A 13051-nucleotide genomic window follows, 5' to 3' on the forward strand; every position below is an offset into this window, starting at 1 on the left:
CCTTACCGCGCGTACCGCTGATGCGTTACGGCTCAGAAGCGTAAACGGTGTTGCCCGTAAGACGCATCCCCTGTGGACAGCCACTGTGGATTGAATCCGACAGCGCTACGACGTTTGATCAGCTAAGAAGTGGGCACAAGATTTGGTTCAGCCGCGCCAGAGGCTGAGCATCATCGCCTCGACGGCGATCTTCGGCTTGACGTTCAGGTCGATCGCCTCGCGGCAGGCCAGCACCGCTTCCAGCCGACGCAGTGTGCTCTCCGGTGTCCACTTCTCGGCCGCCGCCGCGGACTGCACCGCGGTGTCCGTGTGGACCACCGCAACCGGCGCGCGCAGCGAGGTGATCAGCACGTCCCGGTAGAAACCCGCGAGATCCACCAGCGCCCGGTCGAGCGCGTCCCGCTGTGCCCGGGTGAGCCGCGATTTCTGCCGCTTCTCCAGCTCTTTCAGCTGCCCGGCGGCGCCACGCATCGCGCTTGCCGCGCCCTTGCCCGTTCCGCCGGCGCCGAGCGCCTGCTCGAGCGCAGACCGTTCCGCGCCGTTCGAGTCGATCGCGGCCGCGCCCGCCTCCGCCTCGGCGGCTTCGATCAGGGCGGACGCCGCGTCGAAGCAGGCTCCGACGCCGGTCAGCCTGCGGGGCACGGCCAGGACCGCATCCCTTCTGGCGCGCGCGTCCGAATCGTTCGCGAGTCGCTTGGCCCGGCCCACGTGACCCTGCGCGGCAGCGGCGGCCCATGCGGCCGTTGCGGGTGCGATGCCGTCACGGCGTACGAGAACCTCGGCAACGGCCTCGGCCGGTGGCTGCCGCAACGCAACGACGCGACAGCGGGATCGGATCGTCACGGAGATGTCGTCCGGGTGGGTGGACGGCGTGCAGAGCAGGAACACCGTCCGCGGTGGCGGCTCCTCGATGGCTTTGAGCAGGGCGTTCCCGGCCGCTTCGGTGAGCCGGTCGGCATCCTCGATCACCATGGCCTGCCAGCGGCCACCGGAGGGGGCGCTGCCGGCGCGCAGCACGAGGGCCCGCATCTCGCCGACCCCGATGGAAAGGCCTTCCGGCACGACGAACCGCACGTCGGCGTGGGTGCCGCCGAGCGCCGTACGGCAGCCGTGGCACTCGCCGCAGCCGATCCCGTCATGCTCGCATTCCAACGCGGCCGCCAGGGCACGGGCTGCCACCGAGCGGCCGGATCCGGGCGGGCCGGTGAAGATCCAGGCGTGGGTCATCGCCGCCGTCGCCGACAGGTCCCCGTTGACGATCCGGGCAGCAGCGGCCGCCGCCCGGCTCAGCGTCTCGACGGCCTCGTCCTGACCGACCAGGTCGGCGAACACACTCATGGCGTCAATTCTCGCTCGTTCACCGTCGCTCGCCCACCGGCGGATCGTCTTGATCCGGCCGGGCGCCGGCTCGATCCGGCAGATCCGCCGGGAAAATAACCTGCGTCGCGTCCGAACCGGGTGAAATCACCTGAGTCGCGTCAGGAGACCCGCCGGAGGCCGAAGCCACAGATCCAGGCGAGATGACCTGCGTAGCGTCAGAAGGCCCAGAAGGCCCAGGCACTGCCGGCGACCGGACGATCACCGTGGCGTCCGAGCCGGCAGGGTCCGAGCCGGCAGAGTCCGAGCCCGCAGGGTCCGAGCCCGCGCCGGCGGGGAAGGCCATCGTCGGCGCGAGGTCCGGAGCGGAGAAGTCAGGCTTGGGCGGAAGATCCGTGGAGGCCGGCTCCGGATGATGGTCGTCGCCCTCGGTGAGCAGCCCGTTGATCCGCGCGGCCACCACGTCGGCGATCTCCTCCACCGGCCGGGCGGCGTCGAGGACGAGGTAGCGCTTCGGGTCGGCGGACGCGAGGTCGAGGAAGGCGTACCGAACCCGCTCGTGAAAGGCCTTTGACTCGCTCTCCAGCCGGTCCGGGCCGGCGCCGCGGGTGTCGACCCGGCCGAGCCCCACCGTGGAGTCGACGTCGAGCAGCACGACCAGGTCGGGTTTGAGCCCGCCGGTCGCCCACGAGGACAGCCAGGAGATTTCCTGAACGGGCAGGGTCCGGCCGGCTCCCTGATAGGCCAGCGAGGAATCGACGTACCGGTCACTGATCACGACCGCGCCACGTGCCAGCGCCGGGCGTACCACTGTTGCCACATGATGGGCCCGGTCTGCGGCATAGAGCAGGGCTTCGGCCCGGGGTGACGGCGCGTCAGCGTCAGTGCCGTTGGAAAGCACCAGCGTGCGGATGCGCGCGCCCACATCGGTCGCCCCGGGCTCGCGGGTGACGACGACGTCGTGCCCGGCCCCGGTCAAGGCCTCCGAGAGCCGGAGGACCTGCGTAGATTTCCCGGCGCCTTCGCCGCCTTCGAAGACCACGAAGATGCCGGTACGCGTGAACGGCTCCCCCGGCGACAACGGCCGCCCCCGGATGGCACCCCAGAGATCGGCGAGCACGGGTACGCCGTGCTTGTCGTCCATCTGCCTGAACGCGCTGACCCCGCTCCAGATCCCGAGTGCACCCGCTACCAGGAGCAGCACCCGCGTGGACGAGATGTCGAACGAGAGGCTGCCGAGGTCGACCGTGCGCGAGCTGCCGATGCCGACCAGCACGCCGGCGAGCGAGATCGCGAGCAGCAGGACGAGCCGGGCGCCGATCTGCACCACGGCGAAGACCCGCCCGCGGACCTCGTCGTTGACCTGCCCGCCGAGCAGCGTGACACCGGCCAGGAACGCCATGCCCGCGCCGGCACCGACGAACAGCGCACCGAACAGCGCCATCGACAGGTGGAACGCGATGGAGAGGAAGGCGACCGCGCCGCTGGCGATCACCAGGCTGATGCCGAACCAGCGGCGCCGGGACAGCTCCTTGACGATCGCGGGGCCTAGCCCGATGCCGATGGCCAGGCCGATGAACAGGGTCGCGAAGAGCAGGTAGAACGCCGCGTCACCGGCGCCGAGCGAGGCGGTGAAGAAGCGGGCGGTGCCGACGACGATGCCCGCGCCGCCGAACGCACCGAAGATGCCGAGCACCAGGCCGCGCACGAACGGGGTGTTCCCGATGTACTTCCAGCCCTCGACGAACTGCTTCGACATGCTCTGTTCGGCGTTCTTCTCCTGGCGCTCGCGGCGCCCCTCGCTGATCTCCTTGATGCCGAAGAAGACCACCGCAGCCGTGGCGGCCCGGGAGAACGCGTTGATCCAGAGCGCGACCTGAACGGGTGACGCCCAGGTGGGCAGGCCGCCGACCGGGCCGCGGACGACTCCGTCGAGGGCGGCCAGCGCGAGGGCGGCGAGGATCGGCGTGATGCCGTACGTCGTGATCAGGGTGAGCTGGTTGGATGCCTCGAGCCGGCCCTTGGGGATCAGGTTGGGGACAGCGGCTTCCTTCGCGGGAATCCACATCAGCGTGATCGTCTCGCCGATGAACGTGGCGATGACCGTCCACGTGACCGTGAAGGCGCCGGAATCGCTGATCAGGGCGACGGCCGGGATGGAGCCGTACACGATGAACCGCAGGATGTCGCAGATCACCATCGTGTAGCGGCGGTCGAACCGGTCCGCCATCACGCCGGCGATCGGGCCCAGGATCAGGGCGGGCAGCAGGCGGATGGCGATCGTGCTGCTGAACGCGCTGCCCTGCGCGACGCTACCCGTGACCTGCTGCGATGCGAAGAGGGCCGTGGCGAGGATGCCGATCCAGTCGCCGAAGGACGCGACGCTGAGCACCAGCCAGAGCCGCCGGAACGGCCGGATCCGCAGTACGGAGCGCAGCGCTGCCGTACCGGATAGATCAACCGGGCCCGCGTCCTTGCGTGCCGAGCTCGTTTCGGTGTCGATGACCCTTACCTTCCCGTCGTCCTGCCCGAAGCACTCTAACGGGCGGGCGCAGCTCACCGTGGTTGCGCTCGTTCGGGTGGTGCAAAAATGAAGGTGTTTCGCATTGGCTCGCGAGCGGATAAGTTGCTCCCGTGATCGCCGAACGCAGCGAACTTCAGAAACGACTGGACCGCGCCACCGCCGACCTCGAGACGCCGATCGCCGTGGTGGATCTCGCCGCTTTCGACGCCAACGCGGCCGCATTGTCGCTGCGCTCGGCGGGCAAGCCGATCAGGGTCGCGAGCAAGTCGGTACGCGTACGAGCGCTGCTGGAGCGGGTGCTGCAACGCCCCGACTGGTCCGGAATCATGGCCTACACGCTGCCCGAGGCGATCTGGCTGGTCCGCAACGGCGTGAGCGATGACGTCCTGATCGGCTATCCGACAGTGGACCGCGCCGCGATCGCCGAGCTGACCGCCGACCCGCAACTCGCCGCCGCCATCACCCTGATGGTGGACAGCACCGCCCATCTCGACCTCATCGACGCGGTGACCGCCCCGGGAAAGCGTCCCGACGTCCGCATCTGCCTCGAGCTCGACGCTTCCTGGAAGCCGGCCGGGCCGCTGCACGTGGGCGTACGCCGCTCCCCCGTCCACTCCGCCGCGCAGGCCGGTCAGCTGGCCCGGCGCCTGGTGGCCCGCCCTGGTTTCGCCCTGGTCGCGATGATGGCCTACGAAGCGCACATCGCCGGGGTCGGCGACATGCCACCCGGCCAGGCCCTACGCGCCCGCGCGATCCGCATGATGCAGCGCCGCGCCCTCCCCGAGCTGCTCAAGCGCCGGATGGCCGCGGTGGCGGCAGTGCGTGAGCACGCCGACCTGGAGTTCGTGAACGGCGGTGGCACCGGCAGCATGGCGCTGACCGCGGCAGACCCGTCGGTCACCGAGGTCGCCGCGGGTTCCGGGCTGCTCGGACCGACCCTCTTCGACGGCTACCGGGCATGGCGACCCACACCTGCGGCCTTCTTCGGGCTTTCCGTCGTACGCCGCCCCGCGCCGAACATCGCCACGGTCCTCGGCGGCGGGTGGATCGCCTCCGGCCAGACCGGGCCCTCCCGCCAGCCCACCCCCTGGCTCCCCGAGGGCCTGCGCTTCAAGAGCGACGAGGGCGCCGGCGAGGTGCAGACCCCGCTGGTCGGGGCGGCCGCCGAGGCGCTACGGCCGGGCGATCGGGTCTGGTTCCGCCACGCCAAGGCCGGCGAGCTGTGTGAGCACGTCAACCAGGTGCACCTGATCGACGGCGACACGGCCACGCCGACCCCGACGTACCGGGGAGAGGGGTATGCGTTCCTCGGCTAGCCCGTGCCTAGGCCGGCACGTGGCGGTGCAGATACTCGCGGATCAGCGCCTTGGCCTCGGTCAGGACGGCCTCGTCGCCGGTCACCTCGCGGCGGAACGCGAGCTTGATCAGCGCGTCCGCCGATTCCACCGCGATCAGCAACGCGAACCGCAGCCGCGCGCGCTCCATCAGCTGGAACTGCTCCACGAGCAACTCGGCCAGCCGGTCGGCGATGACAGCGTTGTTGTCCCGCTCGGCGTCGAGCAGGTGCAGGTCCACCACATCACCGAAATGCAGCGTCCGGAATCCGGGCACGCTGCGGTGCATGTGAATGTATGCGTCGATCGCCGCGTCGACCCCGTCCCACCAATGGGCGAAGGTCTCATTGGCGAAACGCGCGGACAGGCTCTGCAAATACGCATCCATGTTGCGCATCGCAAGGGCCTGGACGATGGCCCGCTTGTCCGGGAAGAACTGGTAGACCGAGCCGATGGCTACCTCGGCACGCTCGGCCAGCAAGGTGGTGGTCAGGCCTTCGTACCCGACCTCGTCCACCAGCTCAGCACAGGCGTCGAGCATGCGCTGAACCCGGGCAACGCTTCTGCCCTGCACCGGTACGCGCCGCAGCGGTCCGGTGGTGACGGTTGGTGTCGACACGCGTCGCCACTCCCTCTCAGCAGTGATAATCGGAACGTTACTCGGATCAACGAGCGAGGGGCATCGACGGGACGCCGGGAACACCCGGCATTCCCGGTTTTGTGCGACTGTCCGCTCGTCGGGAGGACAAGGCCGGAATGACCAGTGACATAACGCTCCCTATGACCTCTAGCCGCTGGCAGAACTGGGGCCGCAACCAGCAGTCCCACGCCACCGACGTTCTCACCCCTGGCACCGTGGACGAGGTATCGGCCCTGGTCAAGGAGGCAGCAGCCACTGGCAGGAAGGTCAAAGCGGTAGGAAGCGGTCATTCCTTCACCGCCATCGCCGTGGCGGACGACCAGCGCATGGTCCTGCACCGCCTCAACCGGCTGATCTCGATCGAGGGCAATCTGGTCACTGTGCAGGCCGGCATGCCCCTCTATCGGTTGAACGACCTCTTGGCCCAGAACGGCCTGGCGATGCCCAATCTGGGTGACATCGACCAGCAGACAATCGCAGGAGCAATTTCCACGGGTACGCACGGAGCGGGCAATTCCCACTCAACGCTCGCGTCCTGCGTCGAAGCCGTCACCCTCGTAACCGGCTCCGGCGAGATCCTGCACGTCGACTCGACCTCGGAGCTCTTCCCGGCAGCGCGCCTGGGCATCGGCGCCCTCGGCATCCTCGTCGACGTGACCCTGCGCTGCGTCCCGGCCTTCGTCCTACTCGCCGACGAACGCCCGATGCCGATGCCGGACGTCCTGGCCATGCTCGACGAGGGCATCGCCACCAACGACCACTTCGAGTTCTACTGGTACCCCTACACCGACCGGGCCCAGCTCAAACGCAACAACCGCGTCGACGAGTCCCACACCCCGCTGTCAGGCTTCCGCGGCTGGCTCGACGAAGAATTCCTCTCCAACACGGTCTTCCAGGGCGCCTGCAGCCTCGGCCAGAAAATCCCGGCCGTGGTCCCCACCATCAGCGCGGTAGCAGCCCGAGCCCTCACAACCCGCACATACACCTCCCGCTCCGACCAGGTCTTCTGCACCTCCCGCCGCGTCCGCTTCGTGGAGATGGAATACGAGATCCCCCGCGAACACGTCGCCGAAGCCCTCGCCGAGCTCCCCAAAATCATCGGCAAGCTCCCCTTCAAGATCCAGTTCCCCGTCGAAGTCCGCTTCACCGGCCCCGACGACGTCTGGCTCTCCCACGGCTACGGCCGAGACTCCGCCTACATCGCCGTCCACCAGTACGCAGGCTCCCCTTACGAGCCCTACTTCAAAGCCTTCGAAGCCATCTGCGCCCCCATGGGCGGCCGCCCCCACTGGGGCAAACTCCACTACCGAGACGCAGACTCCCTCAGCAAGGCCTACCCCAAATTCGACGCCTTTCAGGCCGTCCGCAACCAACTCGACCCCCACCGAGTCTTCACCAACCCCTACCTCCAACAGGTCCTCGGCAGCTAACCATCGCCCAATATTCTGCGAAAAGCCGCCTGCGCAGAGGCCTGTCTGATCATCATTGCCAACTCCGCCGGCGCAATTACCTGAGTGTGCCTGCCGAGCAGGCCTTTGCGATACGCCGCTCGGAATTCGCGATCACGCGTCACGCAATACACCTCTGCCAACGGGTCGTCTCCGGCCAACGCCCGGCATGCCCCGTAAATCTTTCCGTCTTCATGGTCGAGCGGCGGATTGCCGTCCGGCAAGTACCGTTTAACAATTCCCCCGCCGGACAGGGTTACCAGGCCAAATATCAGTTCATCGAGGAGATCTTCGACTGACTCAGCGCTCCAGCCCAGCCCAGGGGTTTCATTCTTTTTACTAGGAACAACAGGACGCTCAAGAACATACCGAACCATTACGGCGATATGATACGAGGCCCAGACCTCTACGTTGTCAAGGTCGATCTGCACGGCATACGCGTAGTTCAGAGCGCGCAGCGAGTCAAAGGCCTCATCCTTGGGATGCGGCACGAGGACAGACTCCAATTTATCCACAACGTGGCGAAGCTTGCCCCAGGTAAAGGGCTCGCCGAGGACTCGTGCCGCGTCGAGGTAGATATTGCAGTCGAACACGACCACATACCGACTTGGCTGCCTATTTTTCTTCACAGTCAGACTCCGGAATCGGCGGGGCCGCGCTCCTCTGTCCCGTCTTCCTGTAAATACAATCTGTAGTCACCGAACGCAGAAGGCCACGGGTTTTCGCCCGGCGGATCGTCGAACTCGGGACCCAACGCCTCGATAAATGCACGGGCGTTGAAGGGTTCGGTGTTACGCCGGCCCTCGATGTAAAACGAAGGTGAGGCCAGATCCGCCGCCGAGAATTCCTGAAGCCGACGGTGAGCACGGACAAAATCGGCCATCGAAGCGCTACTGATGACAGCGGGACCGGGTGTGCCTTCGCGAAGGCCCCGCCGGGCCTCCCACCACGGAGTTTCGGTCTTGACCAACGAAGCCAACTCGTCAGAAGCCAGGAACCCGTAGGTGCGTACGACGAGCTCGATAAGGTCCACGACCTGATCGTCGAGCTCCAAGGTCTGAGACAATTCGTATCGGCGATCGTTCAGAACTTCCGGGAGAACCGGGCCTTCCGGCCAGGCCTCAAAATGCCCCCCGAAGAGCGGCTCACCCCTGACGGCCAGATGCCAGGACTGCACGTAATACAAAATCTTCTGCAAGCGCATGGGCTCGAGCCCATGACCACCCAATCGCGCTTCGATCACAGCGGCCACGTCGTGGGCCTTCAGCATGTGATCACCTCTTGCGGCTGCACGTACCAACTCGCCAAGCATCGCATACTCCCCAGTTAGACAGGGCCGCCGAGGATCGGCGGCGCCATACTCACTGGGCAAGAGGTTAGTAGTCAGCTTGCGCTATGACTACCCCTGCGGAGTGACAACTTTGCGGATGACTACTCGGCCGAGGCCGTTGCCTTCGCCGGGGCTGCCTTCTTCGGGGCTGCCTTCTTGGCGGCCGGAGCGGCGTTGGTGGCCTTGCGAGGGGCTGCCTTCTTGGCCGGCGTCTTCTTAGCGGTGGTCTTCTTGGCCGTCGTCTTCTTAGCGGCGGTCTTCTTCGCGGGGGCGGCGCCGTCGGCGGCGGCCTTGGCCGGGGCCTTCTTGGCGGCGGCCTTCTTCTTCGGGGCCGGGCCCTTGGCGCGCTTCTCGGCGAGCATCTCGGAGGCCTGCTCGATCGTCAGCTCTTCCGGCGTTTGGCCGCGGCGCAGGGAGGCGTTGTATTCGCCGTCGGTGACGTACGGGCCGAAGCGGCCTTCCTTGATGACCAGGGCGAGCTTGGTGGCCGGGTCCTCGCCCATTTCGCGCAGCGGGGGTGCGGCGGCGCGGCGCTGGCGGGTCTTCGGGGCGGCGAGGAGGGCGAGGGCCTCGTCGAGGGTGACCGTGAAGAGTTTGTCCTCGCTGTCGAGGGAGCGGTAGTCGTCGCCGCGCTTGACGTACGGGCCGTAGCGGCCGTTTGCCGCGAGGATGTCGGCGCCTTCCGGGTCCTTGCCGACCGCGCGGGGGAGGGTGAGGAGCTTGAGGGCTTCCTCCAGCGTCACCGTGTCGGGGGTCTGGGTCTTGAACAGGGAGGAGGTGCGCTCGCCGGCCTGGACGTACGGGCCGTAGCGGCCGGACTTGATGTGGACCTCGTCGCCGTTGTCCGGGTCCTTGCCGAGGGTGCGTTCGCCGCCGCCGCCGAGGAAGAGCTCGGCGACCTTCTCACGGGTGAGCTCGTCCGGGGCGACGCCCTCGGGGATGGAGACGCGGTCCTCTTTGGCTTCCTCGGTGGCGTCGGGGAGCTGACGCTGCAGGTAGGGGCCGTAGCGGCCGACGCGGACGACGACCTGGCGGTTGTCCTCGTCGACGAAGAGCGGGATGGAGTTGACCGAGCGGGCGTCGATGGAGGTGAGGTTCTCGGTGACCATCTTCTTCAGGCCGCCGGCCTTGGCGATGGTGTCGTCCTCGCCGGCGTTCTGGCTGCCGAAGTAGAAGGAGGTGAGGAAGTCCAGGGCGGCGTGGTCGCCACCGGCGATGTCGTCGAGCTGGGTTTCCATCGCGGCGGTGAAGTTGTAGTCGACCAGGCGGGGGTAGTGGCCCTCGAGCAGCCCGATGACCGCGAACGCGATGAAGGACGGGATCAGCACCTGACCGCGCTTCTCGACGTACCCGCGGTCCTGGATTGTCCTGATGATCGATTCGTAGGTCGACGGGCGGCCGATGCCCAGCTCTTCGAGGGCCTTGACCAGCGAGGCCTCGGTGTAGCGGGAGGGCGCGGAGGTGTGGTGGCCCACGGCGGCGAGCTGCTCGGGGGTGAGCGGCTGGTCCTTGACCAGGGTCGGCAGGCGACGCTCGGCGTCCTCGGCCTCGGCGTTCTCGTCGTCCGAGGACTCGACGTAGGCGCGCAGGAAGCCGGGGTCGGTGATCGTCTTGCCGGAGGCGCCGAAGTCGGCCTCTTCGCCGGCGGTGGAGACTGCGCGGATGCGTACGGAGACGGAGTTGCCTACCGCGTCGGTCATCTGCGACGCGATGGTGCGGCGCCAGATGAGCTCGTACAGCTTGAACTCGTCGGCGGAGAGCTCCTTGGCGACCTCTCCTGGCGTACGGAAATTCTCGCCTGCGGGACGGATCGCCTCGTGAGCTTCCTGCGCGTTCTTGACCTTGCTCGTGTAGCGGCGCGGCTGGGTCGGCACGTTGCGCTCGCCGTAGAGCTCGGCGATCTGGCGGCGCGCGGCGGTGATCGCGGTCTCGGAGAGGTTCACCGAGTCCGTACGCATGTAGGTGATGTAACCGTTCTCGTACAGCCGCTGGGCCGTGCGCATGGTCTGCGAGGCGGAGAAGCGCATCTTGCGTGCGGCTTCCTGCTGCAGCGTCGAGGTGATGAACGGCGCGTAGGGCTTGCGGCGGTAGGGCTTCTCCTCGACCCGGGTGACCGTGAAGGGCCGGTCCTCGAGGCGGGCGGCAAGGCCTCGTGCGCCGTCACCGTCGAGGTGCACGACCCCGGCGTTCGGCCTGACCTGCCCGGTCGTGGGCTCGAAGTCCTTGCCGGTGGCGATCCGGTCGCCGTCGAGGGCGACCAGGGTGGCGCTGAAGCTGCGGGCGCCTTCGGTCTTGCCCTGGACCGCCAGCTGGGCGTTGATGTCCCAGTACTCGGCCGAGCGGAACGCCATGCGCTGGCGCTCACGCTCCACCACGATGCGGGTGGCGACGGACTGGACCCGGCCGGCGGAGAGCCGGGGCATGACCTTCTTCCACAGGACCGGGCTGACCTCGTAGCCGTAGAGGCGGTCGAGGATGCGCCGGGCCTCCTGCGCGTCGACCAGGTCACGGTCGATGTCGCGGAGCTGGGTGACGGCCGCCAGGATCGCCGGCTTGGTGATCTCGTGGAAGACCATCCGCTTGACCGGGACCTTGGGCTTGATCGTCTCGATCAGGTGCCAGGCGATGGCCTCGCCCTCGCGGTCCTCGTCCGTCGCGAGCAGGATCTCGTCGACTTCCTTGGCCAGCTTGGTCAGTTTGGCGAGCTGGGCCTTGCGGTCCTGGGAGACGACGTAGAGCGCGTGGAAGCCGTTGTCGACGTCGACACCGAGCCGCGCCCACGGCTCGCCCTTGTACTTGGCGGGCACGTCGGCGGCGTTCTTCGGCAGGTCGCGGACATGGCCGAGGGAGGCCTCGACAAAGTAGTCGGGGCCCAGGTAACCGGCGATCGTCTTGGCCTTCGAGGCGGACTCGACGATGACCAGACGGGTCGTCCTGGCGTTACTCGGCACGGCACTCCCAAACTTCAGCTCACGGACGTTCAACGTAACGCGCCAGACAAGCTCGCATTCCCGGGGCAGGCCGAAGTCGGATGGTAACGGCCCGGCCACAGCATGCGTCCGACGGCGACACCGTACACCGGGAACGTAGCCTCTTGCCGCCCACAATCGGGGAAGATCACGCGGCCGCGCCGCCGGGCCACAGCCTTTCGGGGGCTGCTTCGGGTCGTTCACCGACCAGTTCGGCGAGGCGTGCTAAACGTCTGCGACCTGCGATCACGTACGTGCGACCGGCGTGCACGGTGCCCGCCAGACCCACCCTGGTCAACGCGGCATCGACGGCTTTGTCAAGCGACCCGTCGGGATCCAGACCGAGGGCGTACCCATGGGGGCGGGGTGCTCCTGCCGCGGCAACCCACAACCGCAACCGGGGCCCGTTGAGAAAAAGCCTTCCGGCCGGCGGCGGCCAGGCGTGGGCCAGGCCGTTCAACCTGCTGCTGTACGCCGTTCGCACCTCGAAAGCGACGGTCGGCTCGACCTCGTGCACCTCTTTATCTACACGTTCCGGCTCCGGCGTCGGGGAGTCGTCGTGCCCCTCGTCCACAGGAACCGACGTGAGTTCGGCCACGGGCTCTTCGCGAGGGTTCTCCGAAACGGGGTTCCAGTTGACGACAAGACCCCGGCCGACCAGTTCCTGGACCATGACGTGTACGCGCCAAGCGGCGTCGACGCGCACCGAAACGCGAGCGGTTCCACCCATTTTGCCCAGTGTCCCCGGCCCGGCGAGCAGCCCCGCCAGATCCGCCAGCGACGGGTCGACCGCCTCGACGCCGAAAACGGACAACTGTTTGCCGCCCGGAACCGTGGGCGTGGCTGTACGCCGTTTGCGCGGATGGGCGAGCTCGACCGGCGCGGGCAGCACCTCGCGCGGAATCAGCGGCCACCCGGGCTCGGCCACGGCCATGGTCAGCGGCGCCCTTTCATCTACATTCGGGTGCTTCGTCGAACGCGTCCTTGAGCTCCACCGACGCCAGATTGCTGGTGTCGAGCTCGCTGGCTGCGTACTCCGAGTTCAGGGTCTGCACGACCGTGCCCACCTTGGTGTAGAAGTCTTTCGCCGGGCTGATGGCCAGGGCTTCTATGCCGGTCTTGGCACGACCGTAAGAATCGCGCATCGCGCTGAGCGAAGCGAGGAAACTCTCCGAGACGGTCTTGCCGGCGTCGACATCCGGCACTCCTGCCTTCTCGACACCGGCGCGGGCCTTCTCGCTCGCGTCCTCGGCACCGCCGAAGAGCCGGGTCAGATTTTCCTTCGCCTGTGCGGGTGTCGTCTCCGCGGTCATCTGCTGCTGGGTGCGGGTCGTGAGGGTGCCTATCTCGGATCGCCACGGCGCCAGCACCTGGCAGACCGCGGCGGCCCACGCGCGGGGTGCCGGACCGCTCGAACAGGCACCCAGCGTCACGACGATGGAACAAACGAGGAGTAGGGGGATGGTGCGGGCCGTGCGCATGGCTTGCA

10 protein-coding genes are annotated in these 13051 nt (G+C 67.6%); 2 read left to right on the top strand and 8 right to left on the bottom strand.

Going from position 1 to position 13051, the window contains the following annotated elements:
- Positions 1-147: 147 nt before the first annotated feature.
- Entirely contained in the window at positions 148-1338 is a 1191-nt protein-coding gene (locus Aco04nite_RS41560; protein WP_213002683.1) for a DNA polymerase III subunit delta', read from the bottom strand.
- Between the two features lie 19 nt (positions 1339-1357).
- Positions 1358-3709, bottom strand: a complete 2352-nt coding sequence (gene tmk, locus Aco04nite_RS41565) for a dTMP kinase (protein ID WP_244876696.1) — start codon at positions 3707-3709, stop codon at positions 1358-1360.
- Positions 3710-3951: 242 nt separating this feature from the next.
- Here tmk and Aco04nite_RS41570 point away from each other — a divergent pair, with 242 nt between their 5' ends.
- Positions 3952-5157, top strand: coding sequence for an amino acid deaminase/aldolase (locus tag Aco04nite_RS41570; protein WP_213002684.1), 1206 nt, complete (start codon positions 3952-3954; stop codon positions 5155-5157).
- Positions 5158-5164: 7 nt separating this feature from the next.
- Here the strand turns inward: Aco04nite_RS41570 and Aco04nite_RS41575 are convergent, their stop codons facing one another.
- Positions 5165-5794: a TetR/AcrR family transcriptional regulator gene (locus Aco04nite_RS41575; RefSeq protein WP_203836876.1), complete on the bottom strand. Its 630-nt coding sequence runs from the start codon at positions 5792-5794 to the stop codon at positions 5165-5167.
- Between the two features lie 161 nt (positions 5795-5955).
- Between Aco04nite_RS41575 and Aco04nite_RS41580 the strand changes: the two genes are divergently transcribed.
- Positions 5956-7245: a D-arabinono-1,4-lactone oxidase gene (locus tag Aco04nite_RS41580; RefSeq protein ID WP_244876677.1), complete on the top strand. Its 1290-nt coding sequence runs from the start codon at positions 5956-5958 to the stop codon at positions 7243-7245.
- Here the strand turns inward: Aco04nite_RS41580 and Aco04nite_RS41585 are convergent.
- From Aco04nite_RS41585 to Aco04nite_RS41605, 5 genes are all read right to left on the bottom strand, one after another.
- Positions 7242-7862, bottom strand: a complete 621-nt coding sequence (locus tag Aco04nite_RS41585) for a hypothetical protein (protein ID WP_213002686.1) — start codon at positions 7860-7862, stop codon at positions 7242-7244. The genes Aco04nite_RS41580 and Aco04nite_RS41585 overlap by 4 nt on opposite strands.
- A 32-nt stretch (positions 7863-7894) precedes the next feature.
- Positions 7895-8533, bottom strand: a complete 639-nt coding sequence (locus Aco04nite_RS41590) for a Panacea domain-containing protein (protein ID WP_213002687.1) — start codon at positions 8531-8533, stop codon at positions 7895-7897.
- 161 nt (positions 8534-8694) lie between these two features.
- Positions 8695-11544, bottom strand: a complete 2850-nt coding sequence (topA, locus tag Aco04nite_RS41595; protein ID WP_213002688.1) for a type I DNA topoisomerase — start codon at positions 11542-11544, stop codon at positions 8695-8697.
- Positions 11545-11710: 166 nt separating this feature from the next.
- Positions 11711-12496, bottom strand: a complete 786-nt coding sequence (locus tag Aco04nite_RS41600; protein WP_244876678.1) for a hypothetical protein — start codon at positions 12494-12496, stop codon at positions 11711-11713.
- A 16-nt stretch (positions 12497-12512) separates the two neighbouring features.
- Positions 12513-13043 carry a hypothetical protein gene (locus Aco04nite_RS41605; protein ID WP_203836871.1) on the bottom strand — a complete coding sequence of 177 codons (531 nt, stop codon included), beginning with the start codon at positions 13041-13043 and terminating at the stop codon, positions 12513-12515.
- Between the last annotated feature and the right edge of the window lie 8 nt (positions 13044-13051).

The sequence above is a fragment of the Winogradskya consettensis genome (assembly GCF_018332715.1).
GTDB classification, from domain to species: domain Bacteria; phylum Actinomycetota; class Actinomycetes; order Mycobacteriales; family Micromonosporaceae; genus Actinoplanes; species Actinoplanes consettensis.